The sequence below is a fragment of the Actinomadura parmotrematis genome (genome assembly GCF_019458805.1).
Lineage (GTDB): Bacteria > Actinomycetota > Actinomycetes > Streptosporangiales > Streptosporangiaceae > Spirillospora > Spirillospora parmotrematis.
On record NZ_JAIBOA010000029.1, the window covers coordinates 1 to 18,355 of the forward strand.

At 75.1% G+C, this 18,355-nt stretch carries 19 protein-coding genes, 1 tRNA gene and 1 other RNA gene; 8 read left to right on the plus strand and 13 right to left on the minus strand.

All coding sequences use genetic code 11. From position 1 onward, the window contains the following. Window positions 1–135: 135 nt before the first annotated feature. The 6 genes from K1Y72_RS31780 to ffs form a co-directional block, all read right to left on the minus strand. Window positions 136–1,410, minus strand: a complete 1,275-nt coding sequence (locus tag K1Y72_RS31780; RefSeq protein ID WP_220170229.1) for an aspartate kinase — start codon at window positions 1,408–1,410, stop codon at window positions 136–138. A gap of 197 nt (window positions 1,411–1,607) precedes the next feature. Beyond that, the gene (locus K1Y72_RS31785; protein ID WP_220170230.1) at window positions 1,608–2,156 is read right to left on the minus strand and encodes a DUF5063 domain-containing protein; all 549 of its coding nucleotides are present in this window, start codon (window positions 2,154–2,156) and stop codon (window positions 1,608–1,610) included. After that, on the minus strand, window positions 2,149–2,748 hold the full coding sequence (recR, locus tag K1Y72_RS31790) for a recombination mediator RecR (RefSeq protein WP_220170231.1): 600 nt from the start codon (window positions 2,746–2,748) through the stop codon (window positions 2,149–2,151). Before recR ends, K1Y72_RS31785 begins: the two co-directional genes overlap by 8 nt. 309 nt (window positions 2,749–3,057) lie before the next feature. Continuing rightward, window positions 3,058–3,384 carry a YbaB/EbfC family nucleoid-associated protein gene (locus K1Y72_RS31795; protein WP_220170232.1) on the minus strand — a complete coding sequence of 109 codons (327 nt, stop codon included), beginning with the start codon at window positions 3,382–3,384 and terminating at the stop codon, window positions 3,058–3,060. Between the two features lie 195 nt (window positions 3,385–3,579). After that, entirely contained in the window at window positions 3,580–6,051 is a 2,472-nt protein-coding gene (locus tag K1Y72_RS31800; RefSeq protein WP_220170233.1) for a DNA polymerase III subunit gamma and tau, read from the minus strand. 39 nt (window positions 6,052–6,090) lie between these two features. Continuing rightward, window positions 6,091–6,186: signal recognition particle sRNA small type (ffs, locus tag K1Y72_RS31805), an RNA gene on the minus strand. Between the two features lie 58 nt (window positions 6,187–6,244). Here ffs and K1Y72_RS31810 point away from each other — a divergent pair. From K1Y72_RS31810 to K1Y72_RS31845, 8 genes are all read left to right on the plus strand, one after another. Further along, a complete protein-coding gene (locus tag K1Y72_RS31810) occupies window positions 6,245–6,601 on the plus strand; it encodes a DUF952 domain-containing protein (protein ID WP_220170234.1) in 357 nt (118 codons plus the stop codon). A gap of 10 nt (window positions 6,602–6,611) precedes the next feature. Continuing rightward, a tRNA-Ser gene (locus K1Y72_RS31815) sits at window positions 6,612–6,699 on the plus strand. 458 nt (window positions 6,700–7,157) lie between these two features. Continuing rightward, window positions 7,158–8,264, plus strand: coding sequence for a glycosyltransferase family protein (locus tag K1Y72_RS31820; RefSeq protein WP_258574288.1), 1,107 nt, complete (start codon window positions 7,158–7,160; stop codon window positions 8,262–8,264). Next, entirely contained in the window at window positions 8,261–9,322 is a 1,062-nt protein-coding gene (locus tag K1Y72_RS31825; RefSeq protein ID WP_220170235.1) for a glycosyltransferase, read from the plus strand. Before K1Y72_RS31820 ends, K1Y72_RS31825 begins: the two co-directional genes overlap by 4 nt. Then, window positions 9,319–10,338 carry a glycosyltransferase gene (locus tag K1Y72_RS31830; protein ID WP_220170236.1) on the plus strand — a complete coding sequence of 340 codons (1,020 nt, stop codon included), beginning with the start codon at window positions 9,319–9,321 and terminating at the stop codon, window positions 10,336–10,338. The genes K1Y72_RS31825 and K1Y72_RS31830 overlap by 4 nt, the downstream gene beginning before the upstream one ends. After that, window positions 10,323–11,198 (plus strand): glycosyltransferase family 2 protein, encoded by an 876-nt coding sequence (locus tag K1Y72_RS31835; protein WP_220170237.1) that lies wholly within the window; start codon window positions 10,323–10,325, stop codon window positions 11,196–11,198. The genes K1Y72_RS31830 and K1Y72_RS31835 overlap by 16 nt, the downstream gene beginning before the upstream one ends. 73 nt (window positions 11,199–11,271) lie before the next feature. Beyond that, on the plus strand, window positions 11,272–12,144 hold the full coding sequence (gene ypfJ, locus K1Y72_RS31840; protein ID WP_220170238.1) for a KPN_02809 family neutral zinc metallopeptidase: 873 nt from the start codon (window positions 11,272–11,274) through the stop codon (window positions 12,142–12,144). Between the two features lie 17 nt (window positions 12,145–12,161). Next, complete coding sequence (locus tag K1Y72_RS31845; RefSeq protein WP_220170239.1) at window positions 12,162–12,491, plus strand: type II toxin-antitoxin system VapB family antitoxin; 330 nt, start codon at window positions 12,162–12,164, stop codon at window positions 12,489–12,491. Here K1Y72_RS31845 and K1Y72_RS31850 read toward each other — a convergent pair. From K1Y72_RS31850 to upp, 7 genes are all read right to left on the minus strand, one after another. Next, the gene (locus K1Y72_RS31850; RefSeq protein WP_220170240.1) at window positions 12,488–13,741 is read right to left on the minus strand and encodes a CynX/NimT family MFS transporter; all 1,254 of its coding nucleotides are present in this window, start codon (window positions 13,739–13,741) and stop codon (window positions 12,488–12,490) included. The two genes, K1Y72_RS31845 and K1Y72_RS31850, sit on opposite strands and share 4 nt — an antisense overlap. 67 nt (window positions 13,742–13,808) lie before the next feature. Further along, a complete protein-coding gene (locus tag K1Y72_RS31855) occupies window positions 13,809–14,492 on the minus strand; it encodes a FadR/GntR family transcriptional regulator (protein ID WP_220170241.1) in 684 nt (227 codons plus the stop codon). A 228-nt stretch (window positions 14,493–14,720) separates the two neighbouring features. Next, window positions 14,721–16,154 (minus strand): tetratricopeptide repeat protein, encoded by a 1,434-nt coding sequence (locus K1Y72_RS31860; protein ID WP_220170242.1) that lies wholly within the window; start codon window positions 16,152–16,154, stop codon window positions 14,721–14,723. Between the two features lie 256 nt (window positions 16,155–16,410). After that, complete coding sequence (locus tag K1Y72_RS31865; protein WP_220170243.1) at window positions 16,411–16,941, minus strand: PH domain-containing protein; 531 nt, start codon at window positions 16,939–16,941, stop codon at window positions 16,411–16,413. A gap of 7 nt (window positions 16,942–16,948) precedes the next feature. Further along, window positions 16,949–17,107: a hypothetical protein gene (locus tag K1Y72_RS31870; protein ID WP_220170244.1), complete on the minus strand. Its 159-nt coding sequence runs from the start codon at window positions 17,105–17,107 to the stop codon at window positions 16,949–16,951. 76 nt (window positions 17,108–17,183) lie between these two features. Continuing rightward, complete coding sequence (locus K1Y72_RS31875; RefSeq protein ID WP_220170310.1) at window positions 17,184–17,429, minus strand: hypothetical protein; 246 nt, start codon at window positions 17,427–17,429, stop codon at window positions 17,184–17,186. 248 nt (window positions 17,430–17,677) lie between these two features. Continuing rightward, window positions 17,678–18,316: a uracil phosphoribosyltransferase gene (gene upp, locus K1Y72_RS31880; protein ID WP_220170245.1), complete on the minus strand. Its 639-nt coding sequence runs from the start codon at window positions 18,314–18,316 to the stop codon at window positions 17,678–17,680. Window positions 18,317–18,355 lie beyond the last annotated feature (39 nt).

Sequence of the window (18,355 nt, forward strand, 5' to 3'; positions counted from 1 at the left end):
GGGGGGGGGGGGGGGGGGGGGGGGGGGGGGGGGGGGGGGGGGGGGGGGGGGGGGGGGGGGGTTGGGGGGGGGGGGGGGGGGGGGGGGGGGGGGGGGGGGGGGGGGTGGCCCCCGCCGCACCCCGCCCGGGAGGCGTCAGCGGCCGGTGCCGCCGTAGACGACGGCCTCGACCTGGTCGGCGTCGAGGTCGAACGCGCGGTGCGTGGCGGCGACCGCGGTGTCGATGTCGTCCTGCGTCACCACCACCGAGATGCGGATCTCCGACGTCGAGATCATCTCGATGTTCACGCCGGCGTCGGCGATCGCGGCGAAGAACGTCGCGGTGACGCCCGGGTGCGAGCGCATCCCCGCGCCGATCAGCGACACCTTGCCGATCCGGTCGTCGTAGCGCAGCGAGCCGAACCCGATGCGCTCCTTCAGCTTGTTCAGCGCGGTGAGCGCGGTCTGCCCGTCGCTCGCCGGGAGCGTGAAGGAGATGTCGGTGCGGCCGGTCGACGCCGCCGACACGTTCTGCACGATCATGTCGATGTTGATCTCGGCCTCGGACAGCACCCGGAAGATCGTGGCGGCCTCGCCGACCTTGTCCGGCACCCCGACCACCGTGATCTTGGCTTCGCTCCGGTCGTGCGCGACCCCGGAGATGATCGCCTGCTCCATCTCGTGCCCTTCGATGTCACTGCTGTCGACGACCCACGTCCCCTCCTTCTGGGAGAACGAGGACCGCACGTGGATCGGGATGCCGTACCGGCGCGCGTACTCCACGCAGCGCAGGTGCAGGATCTTGGCGCCGCTCGCGGCCATCTCCAGCATCTCCTCGTAGGAGATGCGCGGGATCTTGCGGGCGGCGGCGACGATGCGCGGGTCGGCGGTGAACACGCCGTCCACGTCGGAGTAGATCTCGCACACGTCGGCGTTCAGCGCCGCCGCGAGCGCGACGGCGGTCGTGTCGGAGCCGCCGCGGCCGAGCGTGGTGATGTCCTTGGTGCCCTGGGAGACGCCCTGGAAGCCCGCCACGATGCAGATCGAGCCCTCGTCCAGCGCGGTGCGGATACGGCCCGGCGTCACATCGATGATCTTGGCTCGGCCGTGCGCTCCATCGGTGATCACACCGGCCTGCGAGCCGGTGAACGAGCGGGCCTCGTGGCCCAGGTTGGCGATGGCCATGGCGAGCAGCGCCATGGAGATCCGCTCGCCGGCGGTGAGCAGCATGTCGAGCTCGCGGCCGGGGGGCAGCGGGCTGACCCGCTCGGCCATGTCGATGAGATCATCCGTCGTGTCGCCCATGGCGGAGACCACGACGACGACGTCGTTGCCCGCCTTCTTCGTCGCGACGATGCGCTGGGCGACCCGCTTGACGCACTCGGCGTCGGCGACGGAGGAGCCACCGTACTTCTGCACGATAAGAGCCACGGGTGGGCGCTCCTCGGATCGGGGTCAGGCGTTCCGGCGAGCAGTCTACCGAGCGGCCCCGGGTGGATTACGGGCAGGTAAAGACCCAGCTGGGCCGGGGGCGGCGCGGCGCTGGGAGCGCTCCCCTCCGCAGGGGGCGCGGAGCACGGCCGGGAGCGCGCCCCGCCGCCGGGCGGCGGGGCGCGCCACGGCGCGCGTCAGCCCGCGGCGACGGGCTCGGTCACCACGTCCAGCCGCGCGCCGGCGATGACGGCGTGCAGGGCGCGGAGCGCCGCGCCGGCGTGGTTGCCCCAGTGGTTGAAGTAGGAGTACTGCCACCACCAGAGCGCCTCCAGCGGCCGCTCGGCCTTGTAGTGGCGCAGGCCGTGCACGAGGTCGCTGGCGACGTCCACGAGGTCGTCGGACAGCCGGTACTCGGTCGGCTCGGTGTCCTTGTAGGGGTCGAAGACCTCGACGTAGTCGTCGAGGCCGACGAGGCGCTCGGCGAGGCCCTGCCGGACGGTGTCCAGGTCGGGGTCGTCGCCGAGCTCGGGCTCCCAGTTGTCGGGCAGGATCACGTCGGCGCTCGCGCCGAGCTGCGCGCCGGCGAGGATGACCTGCGAGACCTCCAGGAGGAGCAGCGGCACCGTGTGCGTGCCGGCGTCGCCGCGCGACACCGCCTCCAGGCCGTTCAGGTAGTTCTCGACGTGGCACGCGACCCGCTCGGCGAGGGCGTTCCAGTCCTGCGGGCTGTTGGGATCAGACATCGAGCAGCCTCCGTCCTTCGAATGCGCGGCCCAGCGTGACCTCGTCGGCGTACTCGAGGTCGCCACCCACCGGAAGGCCGCTGGCCAGGCGGGTGACTTTCAGGCCCATGGGTTTGACCAGCCGGGCGAGGTAGGTGGCCGTGGCCTCGCCCTCCAGGTTCGGGTCGGTGGCGAGGATCAGCTCGGTCACGGTGCCGTCGGCGAGGCGCTGCATGAGCTCGCGGATGCGCAGCTCCTCCGGGCCGACGCCCTCGATCGGGCTGATCGCGCCGCCGAGCACGTGGTAGCGGCCGCGGAACTCGCGCGTCTTCTCGATCGCGACGACGTCCTTGGACTCCTCCACCACGCAGATGACGGCGGCGTCGCGGCGGACGTCCCGGCAGATCCGGCACTCCTCCTCCTCGGCGACGTTCCCGCACGTCCGGCAGAAGCGGACCTTGTCCTTGACCTCCTTGAGCGCCCTGCCGAGCCGCTCCACGTCGGCGGGGTCGGCCGCCAGGAGGTGGAAGGCGATCCGCTGCGCGCTCTTGGGGCCGACGCCGGGCAGCCTGCCCAGTTCGTCGATGAGGTTCTGAACGACCCCTTCGTACAACGGTCCCTTCCTTTCCTTCTCGGGTCCCTCTCGGGTCCTTCGCAGGTCCCTCTCGGGCTTCCGGTTCCCGCGTCCCGCCGTGCCGTGCCCGACCGGCCGTTAACGATGATGGCGCTGCCGGCTCCGCTCGGCGGGGATTCCCGGCCCTTCGGCCTGTCCGACGCCCGTACTGCCCGATTTGCTGTTTTCGTTCGCGGGGATCGTTCGTGGTCCCCGCATCGGCCGCCGCGTTCCGGTCGCTCCCGCGATGGGGTTCTGGGCGCCCTCCCGTCCGGCGGACGGGCGGGCGGGGGCGCGGCCGGACGTGCGTCAGGCCCCGGGCAGGCCGGGGATGCCGCCGCCGAAGCCCTGCGCGAGCGGGCCCATCTTGGCGGCCTGCAGCTCCTGCGCGGCGCGGCCGGCGTCGCGGATCGCGGCGAGCACGAGGTCGGCGATCGTCTCGGCCGTGTCGGCCGCGTCGTCGGCGTCCACGGCCTTCGGGTCGATGGTGAGGCCGACGACCTCGCCCTGCCCGTTCACGGTCGCGGTGACGAGCCCGCCGCCCGCGGTGCCCTGCACCTCGGTGTCGGCGAGCTCCTGCTGCGCGGCGAAGAGCTGCTCCTGCATGGCCTGCGCCTGCTGCAGGAGTGCCTCCATGTTCAACTGACCACCGGGTTCCACGGTCTGCTCCGTTCCGTTGTGCCCCGCGGCGGGGTGTCTCCTCGGCGCCCCGTCGACCACCGGACGTCCGCCTCCCCGAGACTACGGGGTCGCGGCGCGATGCGGTACGTACCGGGACGGCGCCGGGCGGCCCGGGCGCGGCGGGCCCGGCGGGCGCGCGGCGCCGGCCCGTCAGATGTTGTCGATCTCACGGATGATCTGCCCGCCGAGCTCGCGCTGGATCAGCGCCATGCCGCTGGAGTCGGCCTCGGTCCCGTCGAAGTCGGCGTCGCCGTCGGGGTCGACCTCGTCGCGCTCGTCGTAGGGGCCGGTCGGCTCGGGCGGCGGCGGGGGCTCGTCAGGCGGCGGGGGCAGCGGGCCGGGGTCGGGCGCCTGCCGGGCCGGGGACGGCGCCGCGCCCGAGGGGGCGCCGGACGGCTCGAACGGGGAGGACGGGGCGGACGGCTGGCGGTTGGGCGCCGCGGCCGCCTGCGGCGGGCGCTGCTCGGACGGGGCTCCGGCGAAGCCGCCGGCGGACTGGGACGGGTCGCCGGGGGCACCGGAGGCGCCGCCGTAGCCGGGGGACGCGGGAGCGGGCTGGCCGCTGCCGTACTGTCCGCTGTCGTGCTGGGCGCCGGTCTGCTGGCCGCCGAACTGTTGTCCGCTGGTCTGTTGCGGCTGAGCGGGGGGTTGCTGGGGGGCGGGCTGGTTCTGCCGGCCGCCGTAGCCGCCGCCTCCGCCTGAGCGGGGCTGGGGCGGGGCGGCTCCCCCGCTGCCGAGGACGGTGTCGATGCGCCAGTCGACGCCCATGCGCTCCTTGAGGACCTCGCGGAGGACGACGTCGCGGCCGCCGTTGGTGAAGTTGGTGCGCTTGCCCTCGGCGTCGAAGGCGAGGGTGAGCAGGTTGCGGTCGAGGGAGATCGGATGGACCCCCGACATGATCACCATCCAGGCGACGCGGCTCTTGCGCTTGACCGCCTCGATGATGTCCGGCCAGAGACGCTGAACTGTGGCGACGTCGCCACCTCCGGCGGCGGCGGGCATGGCCGGTGCTTGCTGCGGGGGCTGCTGCGGGGCCGGTCGCGGTGCGGGCTGGGACGCCTGCTGGGCCGCCTGTTGGGACGCTTGCTGGGACGCTTGCTGCGGGGAGGCCGCGCTGTAGGCAGAGGAGCCGTGGGCCACGCCTGCGCCCTGGGAAGCGGGTCCGCCTCCGTGGGGCGTGCCGTCTTGGGGCGTGCCTCCGTAAGGCGTGCCGCCTTGGGGTGCCTGCCCGTCGGCGCCCTGGGCCGCGGCGGGCGGGTTATCCACAGAACGGCGTTCGCCTTCCGTGGAGGTGGGCGCGCGGTTGACACTAGAAGTGGGGTCGCCCCCCTGGGCGGGCGGGGGCTGTTCACCCGCAGCGCCATACCCCCCGCTCCCCTGCCCCGCGCCCCCCTGATCCACGCTCACCGGCACCCGCACCACGGGCGGCGCCTCGTACGTCCCCACCTGCGGCGCCGGCAGCGTCGGCCCCTGCCGCTCCAGCCGGTCCAGCCGGGCGAGCAGCGCCGCCTCGTCCTGGTAGGCGGCCGGCAGCAGGATCCGCGCGGCGACGAGTTCCAGCACGAGCCGCGGCGACGTGGCGCCGCGCATCTCGGTGAGGCCGTTGTGCAGCAGGTCGGCGGCGCGGGTGAGGTCGCCGGGGCCCATGGAGGAGGCCTGGCGGCGCATCTGCTCCAGTTCGTCGGGCGGCACGTTCAGCAGGCCCGATCCGCCCGCCTCGGGGACGTTCGACAGGATCACCAGGTCGCGGAGCCGTTCCAGGAGGTCGGCGGCGAAGCGGCGCGGGTCCTGGCCGCTCTCGATGACGCGGTCGACGGCGGCGAAGACGGCGGCGCCGTCGCGCTGCGCGAACGCGCCGACGACCTCGTCGAGGAGGGCGGAGTCGGTGTAGCCGAGCAGCGACACGGCGCGGGTGTAGGTGATGCCCTTCTCGTCGGAGCCGGCGAGGAGCTGGTCGAGGATCGACAGGGTGTCGCGGGCCGAGCCGGCGCCGGCACGGACCGCGAGGGGCAGCGCCGCCTCCTCGTAGGGGACGTTCTCGGCCTGGAGGATCTCCTCGACGAGCTGCTGGAGGACGCCGGGCGGGATGAGCCGGAACGGGTAGTGGTGGGTCCGCGACCGGATCGTCCCGATGACCTTCTCGGGCTCGGTGGTGGCGAAGACGAACTTCAGGTGCGGCGGGGGTTCCTCGACGAGTTTCAGGAGGGCGTTGAAGCCCTCCCGGGTGACCATGTGGGCCTCGTCGATGATGTAGACCTTGAAGCGCGCGGAGACGGGCGCGAAGAAGGCGCGTTCGCGCAGGTCGCGGGCGTCGTCGACGCCGCCGTGGGAGGCGGCGTCGATCTCGATGACGTCGATGTGGCCGGTGCCGGTGGGGCCGAGGGCGACGCAGGAGTCGCACGTGCCGCAGGGTTCGGGCGTGGGGCCCTGCTCGCAGTTGAGGGAGCGGGCGAGGATGCGGGCGCTGGAGGTCTTGCCGCAGCCGCGGGGCCCGCTGAAGAGGTAGGCGTGGTTGATGCGGCCGTTGCGGAGCGCCTGCTGCAGCGGGTCGGCGACGTGTTCCTGCCCCTTGAGCTCGCCGAATGTGGCGGGCCGGTACTTGCGGTACAGAGCCAGACTCATGGGGCGACCGCCCTCCTCGAGAAGCAGAGCGTCAGAGACGAAAAGGACCCCCCGCACACCCGCCAGAGCCTGCTTATCCTTGCTGCCTTCCGGCCCTGGGGAGGTTCACAGGATGACGCCATGCGAGGGGTCTGCCCCAGAGTCTATGGCATCGGCGGGGCACTCTTCACCTGTTCGGCCGTAGGCTCCGCGCATGTCCTCCGAAGGAGCCCGCGAGGGCGCGGGAACGCTGCTGCACATCGCCGAGCGGCGGTATTGGGAAGAGGTGCGCGCGTCCGGCGCGCCGTACGCGATGTCGACGCGGGGCCGGACGCTCGCGGAGGAGGGGTTCGTGCACTGCTCGTCCTCGGAGGAGCAGGTGGCGGGGGTGCTGTCCCGGTTCTATGCGGACGTGCCGCCGGCGGAGCTGGTCCTGCTGGTGCTGGACGCGGCGAGGCTCGGCGCGCCGGTGCGCCACGAGGCGGTGGGGGACGGCGTCTTCCCGCACGTGTACGGTCCGCTGCCGCTGGAGGCGGTAATCGATGTCCGACCACTGCCCCGGAGCCGGTAGGCTTGCCCGCGGAGGATTCGCCTAGTGGCCTAGGGCGCACGCTTGGAAAGCGTGTTGGGTTCACACCCTCACGAGTTCGAATCTCGTATCCTCCGCCAGCCTGTTCAGGCAGGACAACGGCCGGTGCCCCCAGGGCACCGGCTTTTGCCGTTCTCCGCCCCCTCGTCCCGTTCCGAGCGGCCCGGCGGAGATCGCCGGAAGCGGTCGGTGATGCGCCGCGAAGATGCCGGCCCGGGACCCCGGCCGGAGAGGGCGCCGCTTGGACGCCCCCCGCGGGGCAATTATCACCATTCACACATAAGCGGACATCAGCCCTCACCGTCACCGCTGGCGCCGCCATCCCTGGTGGCGATGCGCCAAAGCGCTGTGCTGTAAGGCTTTTCGCGGGCCGGTCCGCCTCCAGGGCTCACCTCGTCGGGGCGGTTCGCGTGTTTCGGGGTGGCGCGGCGGGTAGGCGGGGGGCCTGTTCGCGGCGTGGCCGGTGGAATGCCTGCTCCTGAGGTTGCGGGGCGGGCGGGGAAGGACGCCGGGCGGCGCCGGAGGCGAGGGGGAGACCATGGTGCTGGCGATGGAGGAGGGCCTGCGCGCGCCGGGGCCGGACGGGCGGCCGGTCAGGGTGGCGTCGGTGCCCGCGGGGCACGTGTACGTGCGGCATCTGGCGGCGCTGGACGGCGGGGACGGTGTGACGCGGCTCGCCGATCCGAAGCCGTGCGGGGCGCCGAGCGGATCCGCGCGGTGGTGGCCGCCGGTGATGCTCGATCCGGCCTGGGTCCGCGAGCACGCCGGGGACTTCGACGTCTTCCACCTGCACTTCGGTTTCGACGCCCAGTCGCCCGCGCGGCTGGAGGAGCTGGTCCGGACGCTGCGCGAGCTGGGCAAGCCGCTGGTGTACACCGTGCACGACCTGCGCAACCCGCACCATCGGACGGCGGGCGAGCACGAGGAGCAGCTCGACGTGCTGGTCCCGGCGGCCGCCGAGCTGATCACGCTGACGCCGGGGGCGGCCCGGCGGGTCGCCGAGCGGTGGGGGCGGGTGGCGGCGGTGCTGCCGCATCCGCACGTGGTGGAGCTCGCGGACGTGGGCCGGCCGCGGCCGCCGCGCGAGGGGTTCACCGTGGGGGTGCACGCCAAGAGCCTGCGGCCGAACATGGCGCCGCTGCCCGTCATCGACGTGCTCGCCGAGACGGTCGCCGGGCTGCCGGGCGCGCGGCTGCGCGTCGACATCCATCCCGAGGTCGAGGATCCCGATTCCTACTGGTACGCGCCGCACGTGATGAAGGACCTGCGGGAGCGGGCCGCGGACGGGGCGCTGGAGCTGCACGTCCACGACTACTTCAGCGACCGCGACCTGTTCGACTACCTGCAAGGGCTCGACCTGTCGGTGCTGCCCTACGTCTTCGGCACGCATTCGGGCTGGCTGGAGGCGTGCCACGACCTGGGAACGCCGGTGGCGGTCTCGGACTGCGGTTTCTACGCCGAGCAGCGGCCCTGCCTGTCCTACCGGCACGACGAGGACGCCCTGGACGCGGACGGGCTGCGCGAGGCCGTGCGCGACGCGTACGAGCGGCGTCCGGTCTGGCGGGCCGATCCGGTGCTGCGGGCGGCCGAGCGGCGCGCGCTGGCCGCGGCGCACCGCCAGACGTATCTGCGGGCGCTCGGATGAGACCGCTGCGGATCGCGCTGATCGCGTCCGCGCGGTTCCCGATCAGGGAGCCGTTCGCGGGTGGCCTGGAGGCGCACACCTGGGCGCTGGCCCGGGCGCTGCAGGCGGGCGGGCACCGGGTGACGCTGTTCGCGGGGGCGGGTTCGGATCCGGGGCTCGGCGTCCGGGAGCTGGCGGTCCACGTCCCGGAGATCAGCGAGGCGGCGCGGCGGGACGTGAGCATGCCGGGGGCGGCGATGCTCGCCGACCACCACGCCTACCTGCAGCTCATGCTGGAGCTGGCGGCGTCGCGCGAGTTCGACCTGGTGCACAACAACTCGCTGCACTACCTGCCGATCGCGATGGCGGCGGCGCTGCCGGTGCCGGTGCTGACGACGCTGCACACGCCGCCGACGCCGTGGCTGGAGTCGGCGATCCAGGCGCCGCGCCGCTGCCCGGTGACGTTCGCCGCCGTCAGCGCGCACGCCGCGCGGGCGTGGCGGCATCTCGTCCCGGACGCGCGCGTGGTCGCCAACGGTGTGGACGTGCGGCGCTGGACGCCGGGGCCGGGCGGGGGCGCGCCGGTGTGGTTCGGGCGGCTGGTGCCGGAGAAGGGGGCGCACCTGGCGATCGAGGCGGCCCGGCTCGCCGGCCTGCCGCTGCGGATCGCCGGGCCGGTCAGCGCCCCGGAGTACTTCGAGGCGCGCATCCGGCCGCTGCTCGGGGAGGGCGTGGAGTACCTGGGGCACCTCGGGACGGCGGAGCTGGCCGGGCTGCTCGGCGGCGCGGCCGCGGTGCTGGTCACGCCGTGCTGGGACGAGCCGTACGGGCTGGTCGTGGCGGAGGCGCTGGCGTGCGGGACGCCGGTCTGCGGGTTCGCGCGCGGCGCGCTGCCGGAGCTGGTGACCGACGCGTGCGGGCGGCTCGTGCCGGGCGACGACGTCGCGGCGCTCGCGGCGGCGCTCGCCGAGACGGTCGGGCTGTCGCGCGCGGACGCCCGCGCGCACGCCGAGCGGACCTGCTCGCTGGAGGCCATGGTCGGCCGCTACGAGCAGCTGTACTGGGAGCTCGCCGCATGATCGGCTACTACGTGCACCATCAGGGGAGGGGGCACCTGCACCGGGCGCTCTGCGTGGCGCGGCACCTCGGGGCGGGGGTCACCGCGCTGTCGTCGCTGCCGCGGCCGGCGGGCTGGCCGGGCGCGTGGGTGGCGCTGCCGCGCGACGACGTCCCGGAGGCGGCGGGCGACACGACCGCGAACGGGCGGCTGCACTGGGCGCCGCACCACCATCCGGGGCTGCGGGGGCGGATGGCGGCGGTGGCGCGGTGGATCGAGGCGGCCGCGCCGGCGGTGCTCGTCGCGGACGTCTCGGTCGAGGTCGCGCTGCTGGCGCGGCTCCTCGGCGTCCCGACGATCGTGGCGGCCATGCGCGGCGACCGCGGCGATCCGGCGCACCGGCTCGCCTACGACGCGGCGGACGGGCTGCTGGCGCCCTGGCCCGCGCACCTGCCGGAGCCGGGCTGGCCCGCCGCCTGGACGGCCAAGACCTGCCATACCGGGGCGTTCTCCCGCTTCGACGGGCGGCCGCGGCCGGCGCCGCCCGCGCGGACGCGCCGCCGCGCCGTCCTGCTCGCCGGGGCGGGCGGCGGCGGTCCGACGTCCGCGCAGGTGTGCCGGGCGAGGCGGGCCGCGCCCGGCTGGGACTTCGCCGCGCTCGGCGGCCCCGGCCCCTGGTGCGGCGACCCGTGGCCGGTGCTGTGCGCGGCGGACGTGGTGGTCACGCACGCGGGGCAGAACGCGGTCGCCGAGTGCGCGGCCGCGGCGCGCCCGGCGGTCGTGATCCCCCAGGACCGCCCGCACGGCGAGCAGCGCGCGACGGCCGCCGCGCTGCGCGGCGCCGGCCTGGCCGACGTCCGGGACCGCTGGCCCGAGCCCGCCGAGTGGCCCGGCCTGCTGGACGCCGCCGCGGGCCGGGACGGCGCGCGCTGGCGCGAGTGGGCGCCGGGCGACGGCGCGGCCCGCGCGGCCGCGTTCGTCCGGGAGGTCGCCGCCCGGCACGACGCCCGGGAGGCGGCGCCGTGCGCACCGCTGTGATCACGCTGGCGGCGGGGCGGCACGCCCACCTGCGCCGCCAGCAGGACGGCCTGGCCGCCGGTTCCCGCGCCCCGGACGCCTACGTGGTCGTGGCCATGGGCGATCCGGGCGTCGCGGGCGCCGTCGCCGGGCGCGCCCCGGCCGCCGACGTCGTCGACGTCCCCGCCGGGGAGGGCGGGCTGCCGCTCGCCGCCGCGCGCAACGCGGGCGCCCGCCGCGCGCTGGAGCTCGGCGCCGACCTGCTGGTCTTCCTGGACGTCGACTGCGTCCCCGGCGCGGAAACGATCGGACGCTACGGGGACGTCGCCCGGCGGGACGTCCCCGCGCTGCTCTGCGGCACCGTCGCCTACCTGCCGCCCCCCGGCGAGGGCGGCTACCGCCTCGCCGACCTGCCCGGCCTGGCCCCGCCGCATCCGGCCCGGCCCGCCCCGGCGCCCGGCGAGGTCCTCCGCGACGGCGACCACGACCTGTTCTGGTCGCTGTCCTTCGCCCTGACCGCCCGGACGTGGCGGGAGATCGGCGGGTTCTGCGAGGAGTACACCGGCTACGGCGGCGAGGACACCGACTTCGCCCAGACGGCCCGCGCGCGCGGCGTCCCGCTCTGGTGGACCGGCGGCGCGCCCGCCTACCACCAGCACCACCCCACGTCCTCGCCGCCCGTCCAGCACCTGGACGACATCCTCCGCAACGCCGCCGTGTTCCACCGCCGCTGGGGCCGCTGGCCGATGGGCGGCTGGCTGCGCGCCTTCGCCGAGCGGGGCCTCGTCGCGCGCGGCCCCGGCGGGTCCTGGCACCGGACCGGTTCGGCGGGCGGCGCCGCGGGAACGCTCCCACCTGCGGGATCTTCGTCGGGACGTTAAACGAGGGCTGTGCTGGATAAGCCCGTTTCCGGAGGTGTCCGCGGGCGGGCACGGCTGGGAAGGGACACCGGAGATGGACTTCAGGGACGACGCGCAGCTCGACAGCTCGCAGGTGGAGGACGGCCGCGGGGGCGGGTTCCCCGGCGGCGGGCTCGCGGTCGGCGGCGGCGCCGTCGGCGTCATCGTGACGATCATCGCGCTGGTGTTCGGGCTCGACCTCGGCGGCGGCGGGGGCGGCGGCACCGGCACGCAGCCGCTGCCGTCCGGCACGGGCGCGAACCTGGCGTCGCAGTGCAAGACGGGGTCGGACGCCGACCAGAGGGACGACTGCCGCATCGTCGGGATCGTCAACAGCGTCCAGTCGTACTGGAGCGGCCAGTTCAAGGAGAGCGGCCGCCAGTACACCAAGGCGTCGACGCGGCTGTTCAGCCAGGCGGTGAACACCGCGTGCGGGCAGGCGACGTCGGACGTCGGGCCGTTCTACTGCCCCGGCGACAAGAAGGTCTACCTGGACCTGACGTTCTTCCAGCAGCTCAAGAGCCAGTTCGGCGCCGAGGGCGGGCCGTTCGCGCAGGCGTACGTGGTGGCGCACGAGTACGGGCACCACGTGCAGGACCTGCTCGGGACGATGGACAAGGTCGGCAGCAAGACCGGCGCCCAGAGCGGCTCGGTGCGGCTGGAGCTGCAGGCCGACTGCTACGCCGGCGTCTGGTCCAAGCACGCCGCGTCGACCGGCTACATCACCGCCCTCACCGACCAGGACATCGAGCAGGCCCTGGACGCCGCGCAGGCCGTCGGCGACGACCGCATCCAGCAGAAGGCGCGCGGCCGCGTCGACCCGGACTCGTTCACGCACGGCACGGCCGAGCAGCGCAAGAAGTGGTTCACGACGGGTTATGAGTCGGGTGACGCTCAGCGATGCGACACCTTCTCCGGGTCCGTCTGAGCACGTAGACTCGATCCGTGATCTTCAAGGCCGTGGGCGACGGGAGGCCCTATCCCGAGCACGGGCTGTCGTCCCGGGACTGGGCCAAGATCCCGCCCCGGCAGATCCGGCTCGACCAGCTCGTCAGCACCAAGCGCGAGCTCGACCTCCAGTCGCTGCTGGCCAAGGACTCCACCTTCTACGGCGATCTGTTCCCCCACGTGGTGCAGTGGAAGAGCGAGCTGTACCTGGAGGACGGGCTGCACCGGGCGCTGCGGGCGGCGCTCCAGCAGCGCCTGGTGCTGCACGCCCGCGTCCTCGACCTGGACGCCGTCGACGTCAACCTGAACGGCCGGCCGGGCGACTAGCGGACCGGCGCCGCCTCGGCGATCCGCTCGGCGGGGCCCTCGGCGGCGGCGCGCGACGGCCGGACGAAGCCGGGCCGCGACGCCAGCACCCCGAACACCACCTCGGGCACGACGAGCGCGAGGAGCAGCCCGAGCGGCACCCGCCAGCCGCCGGTGGCGCCGTGCAGGACGCCGACGGCGAGCGGGCCGAGGCCGGCGAGCAGGTACCCGGCGGTCTGCGCCATCCCCGACAGGCGGGCGGCGACGTGCGGGCTCGCCGACCGCAGGTTGAGCAGCGTGTAGGCGAGCGGGAAGGCGCTGCCGGTGGCCAGCCCGAGGAACACCACCCACAGCCACGCCAGGGACGGGGCGGCCATCAGCCCGCCGATCCCGGCGGCCATGGCGGCGCCGACCGCGTAGACGAGGTGGCGCTGGTCGCGGAGCCGGGCGGCGAAGACCGGGACGGCGAAGCCCAGCGGGATGCCGATGACCATCATCGCCGACACCATGGCGCCCGCCGCGGCGGGCGCCGCGCCGTGGTCCCGCATGATCTCCGGGAGCCAGGACATCACGACGTAGAACATCAGCGACGCCAGGCCCATGAACACCGCGACGCACCAGGCGAGGGGGCTGCGCAGCAGGGTGCCCTCGGCGGCGGGCGCGACGACGGCGCCGTCCTCGGCGGCGGCGGTGCGGCGGCCGCGCAGGGCGAGCGGTCCCCAGACGAGCGCGGCGGCGAGGGAGGGGACGGCCCAGACGGCGAGGGCGGCGCGCCAGCCCGCGGCGTCGCCGATGGGGACGGCGAGGCCGGCGGCGAGGGCGCCGCTCGTCGCCATCAGCATCATCGCGAGGCCGGTGAGGGACCCGACGCGGCCGGGGAACACGCGCTTGATCACGGCGGGCATGAGGACGTTGCCCATCGCGATGCCGGCGCCGGCGAGGACCGTCCCGGCGAACAGCGCCGCCCGGGACGGGACGACGCGCAGCAGGATCCCGGCGGCGATGAGCAGCAGCGACCCGGCGATGGCGGTCTCGGTGCCGAGGCGCCGCGCCGCGACGGGCGCGAGGGAGGCGAACACGCCGAGGCAGAGGACGGGCAGCGTGGTGAGGACGCCGACCTCGGTGCCGCTCAGGTGGAACCGGTCCTGGAGGTCGCCGAGCAGCGGCGACACCCCGGTGATGGCGGCGCGCAGGTTGACGGTGAGCAGGACGATGCCGGCGAGGGTCCAGGCGGCGGTGAGGCGCGGGGCGCGCGGGGATGCGGTGATCATGGAAGCGGTGCCTTCTGCGCGGCGCGGCGCGGTCGTGCGGGTGATCTGGGGGCGGGGCGGGGGCCGGTCAGGCCGGGGGGTGCGGCGCGGTGGAGCGCAGGACCTCGTCCAGGCAGGCGTGCGTGGCGGCCGCGGCGGCGTCCGCGTCGCCGGCCTCGATGGCCGCGGCGATCGGGCCGTGCGGGACGTCGGCGTGCCGGCTCAGCGTCCCGGCGGCGCCGATGGAGGCGCGCAGGACCGTGCTGAAGTCGCGGTACAGGTCGGTGAGGACCCGGTTGTGGGTGGCCTCGACGACGGCGGTGTGGAAGGCCAGGTCGGCCTCCACGAACGCGGCGTGGTCGCCGCCGGCGAAGGCCGCGTCGCGGGCGGCGAGGGCGGCGGCGATCCCGGCGACGTCGCCGGGGGTGCGGCGGGCGGCGGCGAGCCGGGCCGCCTCGGCCTCCAGGCCGCGCCGCACCTCCAGGATCTCCACCAGCTCGGCGGTCTCCAGGCGGCGGCGGACCGCGCCCGACAGCTCGCTGGTCGCGATCACGTAGGTGCCGTCGCCCTGCCGGGACTCCAGCAGGCCCGCGTGGGTGAGGGCGCGGACGGCCTCGCGGACGGTGTTGCGGCCGACGCCGAGGGACTCCGACAGCGCCGGCTCGGGCGGGATCCGGGCGCCGACCGGCCAGCCGCCGGCGGCGATCTCGTCCCGCAGCTGGTCGATGACCTGCTCGACGAGCGACGCGCGGCGCGCGGTGCGCAGCGTCACGGCTCCCCCTCCCCGGGTGTCCGGGACCGGCCGCCGTCCTCCGGTCAGCCGGTCATCCCATGTCTGCATCCTAGGACAGAACATGAAGGCGTTTCATTCCAGGGGGCGGGGGTGACGCGCGTCTCCCCGGGGCGCGTGCGCCCTCAGCGCGCCGCGCCGGCGCCGTCCTTCGCGAGGACGGCGCCGGCGCGGGCGGGGCGGGCGGGACGGCGCGGCGTCAGCGCCGCGTCACACGCGGTCCAGGTCGTAGCTGGCGCTGTGCGAGCCGGGGGCGCGCAGCCCCGCCGACTCCAGCGCCTGCCGGTAGGACGCCACCGCCTCCTCACCCTGCCCCGCCTGCTGGAACAGCTCGCCGAGCTCGCGGTAGACGTGCGCGGCGGCGCGGCCGCGCGGCAGCCCGTCGAGCTGGCCCGCGGCGGCGCGCAGCACCACCAGCGCCGCGCCCGGGTCGCCCTGGGCGAGGCGGGCGCGGGCGAGGACGAGCCGGGCCTGCGCGGTCCTGCGGACGCGGGCGGCCAGGTCGCCGGACGGGCCGGGCGGCGGCAGCGTCCCCGCGCGCGGCGCGGCGAGCGCCCGGCCGGTGTCCAGGAAGTCCTCCAGCAGGGAGATCGCCTGCTGCGGCTCGCCGGCCGGCACGAGCGCGCGGGCCTTCTCGATCGTCGCCTCGTGGGCCTCCGCGCCCGCCAGCGCGCCGGTGCCGGCGAGCAGGTCGAGCGCCTCGCGGGCGGCCCGCGCCGTCGGCTCGGGCAGCGACCGGCCGAGGGCGTCGCCCGCGATGTCCGCCGCCTCCGCCGAGAACGGCGGCACGCCGCGCAGCAGGGCGCGGGCGGCGGCGAGGCGGAGCCGGGCGAGGGGCCGCTCGGGCTCGGCGCCCCGGTGCGCGGCGAGGGCCTGCTCGGCGAAGTACAGCGAGTCGCCGACGGCGCCCTCGTCCAGCGCGCGGACGCTGGCCCGCCGGTAGTGGGCGGCGAGGGGCGCGCCGTCGTCGTCGCCGGCCACCAGCGCGCGCCCGAGGGCGTGCGCGCGCGCGGCGTCGGAGCGGTCCACGTACGCCAGCAGCAGGATGCGCCCGGCCTCGGTGTACTCCTCGCCGGCGGCGAGGTGGAGGAGGCGCAGCCGGTCGAGGGCGCGCTCGCCGAGCGCGACGGCCTGGCCGAGGTCGCCGACGGCGTGGTAGCAGCGGGCCAGCGCGATGACGGCGGGCAGCCGGCTCGCGCGCCCCGGGTCGCGCTCGGCCTGCTCGCGCAGCTCCTCGAAGAGCGCGATGGCCTCCTCGGTGCGGCCGAGCTCCTCCAGCGCGCGGGCGCGGCCCCAGCGCGCGCGGGCGCTCAGGTCGGCGTCGTCGCTGCGGGCCAGCACCTCGTCGAAGGCGGCCTCGGCGACGGCGGCGTCACCGGCCAGCAGGGCCAGGTGGGCGTGTCGCTCCCGGACCTCCAGATGGGCGCGCTGCTCGGGCTCGACCCCCTCGGCGAGGTACTCGGGGGTGCAGCCCAGCCGTTCGGCGAGCATGCGCAGCACGGTGGGCGTCGGAGTCCGCTTCCCGGACTCGATCAACGATATGTAGCTGTCGGAGAGGTCGTGACCGGCGAGCTGGGCCTGCGACAGGCGTCTCGTCAGGCGCAGGTTGCGGACACGTTCGCCGACGTTGCCTGGACCCGGCATGTGTACTCACTTAGCGGAAGTAATCAGGCGGCTGGGGTGCCGACATAATTGCACATTGCTTGGTAATCGCACATCGAGAGCAATGAAGCGGCAGCGGACGGGTTCCCGGTCCCGCCTCGCGGCCGATCCGCCCCGGCCGGGGGTTCCGGCCCTGAAAGCCGACAGTATCGGACGTTGCGCTATGGAACATGCGGCTCGCCGGGCATGTCCGGAACGTCGTGGCTCCGGGCCGGGTGCGGCGGCGCGGGAGCGCGGGTCAGTCGTCGGCGGTGGCGTTCTTGTTCGGGAAGATCATTTCGCAGACCTCCAGGTAGAGCTGCTCGGGGTAGGGCAGGTAGGACACCGTGGACAGCGCCTGGTCCTGGCCGGCCGACTCCAGCACGAACTCGCCATAGCCGAGCATCCGGCCGGTGATCGAGCGCTTGAAGCTCATGTCGGTGACCTTGGCGAGCGGCATCATCGCCACGTTGCGGGTGATCAGCCCGGTGGTGAGGAGCATCCGCTGGTTGGTGATGACGAAGTAGTCCACCGACCACTCCGCGACCCGCCAGACGAACCAGGCGAGCAGCAGCAGCCAGCCCCACCAGATCCAGCTGATGACGCCGCCCGCGCTGCCGGCGGCGACCTGGCTGAGCACGCCCGCCACGATGAGGCCGCCGAGCACGAGGCCGACCGGGAGCATCAGCACCGCCGGGTGCCGGCGGACGGTGATGACCTGCGTCTCGTGCGGGAGCAGGTACTTGTTGACCGACGCGGGGGCGGAGTCGCCCGGGGTGACCAGTCGCATCGGCGCCTCAGCCCAGCTCGCCGAGGAAGGTCGACAGCGATCCGGCCGCCGCGGCGAGCCCGCCCGCCGCGCGGTCCACGGCGCCCGCGGCGCCCCGCGGCTCGGAGATCATGTAGAAGGCCACGAAGGCGGCCGCCGCCCACGTGAGGTACTTCTTGGCCGGCACGACTGCCTCCCGGAGAGCGGTGACCCAGCTGCCCGAAGCCAGTCTCGCACAGCGCGCATCCCCGGTGAAGCAACGGTCAGGGCGCGTTGCCGAGGCTGCTGCGCGGGCCGCGGCGCCGCTTCTCGGCGGCGACGGCGGCGAGCACCTGGAGGTGCCGGCGCGCGATGCGCTCCACGAGGCCGGGCGGCGCGCCGCCGGCGACCTCCAGGGCGCCGTGCCGGGCCGCCTCGACGCAGCGGCCGACGGTGTCCCGCTCGTGCACCCCCGCGAACTCCGCGGTGAGGCGCCGGCCGACCTCCTCGATCGGGTCGACCTCCTCGATCGGGTCGGTCTCCCCGGCCGGGCCGGTCTCGTCGTGTCGCGGCAGTTCGCCGTTCTCATCGTGGGCCATCACGCTTCCTCGGCTGCTCGCACCGTGCCGGCCCGATGCCGTCCCCGCCTCGCCGGCCGGTGGAGGAACGATCCTGGCGTTCCGTTGCCGGGGTGATACCCACGGTGATCCCCGCGCGAAACCGCGCGCCCCCGTCCCGCCTGCGCGGGCAGGGGCGCGGGGGCGCGTCCGGGGAGGGGTCAGACGACCCCGTAGAGGCGGTCGCCGGCGTCGCCGAGGCCCGGGATGATGTAGCCGTTCCCGTCCAGGCGGTCGTCGATCGCGGCGGTGACGACGCGGATCGGCGCGCCCGTCCCCTCGAACGCCTTCGCCAGGTGGTCCAGCCCCTCGGGCGCGGCGAGCAGGCAGAGCGCGGTGACGTCGTCGGCGCCCCGGTCCAGCAGCAGCTTGATCGCCGCGGCCAGCGTGCCGCCGGTGGCGAGCATCGGGTCGAGGACGTAGCACTGGCGGCCCGACAGGTCGTCCGGCAGCCGCGTCGCGTAGGTCTCGGCCTGCAGCGACCCCTCGTCGCGGACCATGCCGAGGAAGCCGACCTCGGCGGTCGGCAGCAGCCGCGTCATGCCGTCGAGCATGCCGAGGCCGGCCCGCAGGATCGGCACGACGAGCGGCTTCGGGGCGGTGAGCTGGACGCCCTGCGCGGTCGCGACGGGAGTCGCCACCGTGGCGGGCGCCACGCGCACGTCGCGGGTGGCCTCGTAGGCCAGGAGCGTGACCAGCTCGTCGGCGAGCCGGCGGAACGTGGGCGAATCGGTGCGCTCGTCGCGGAGCGTCGTGAGCTTGTGCGCGACCAGCGGATGATCCACGGCGTGGGTCTGCATGCGCTCACCGTACCGGCGGCCGGCGGGTAGGACCGGCCC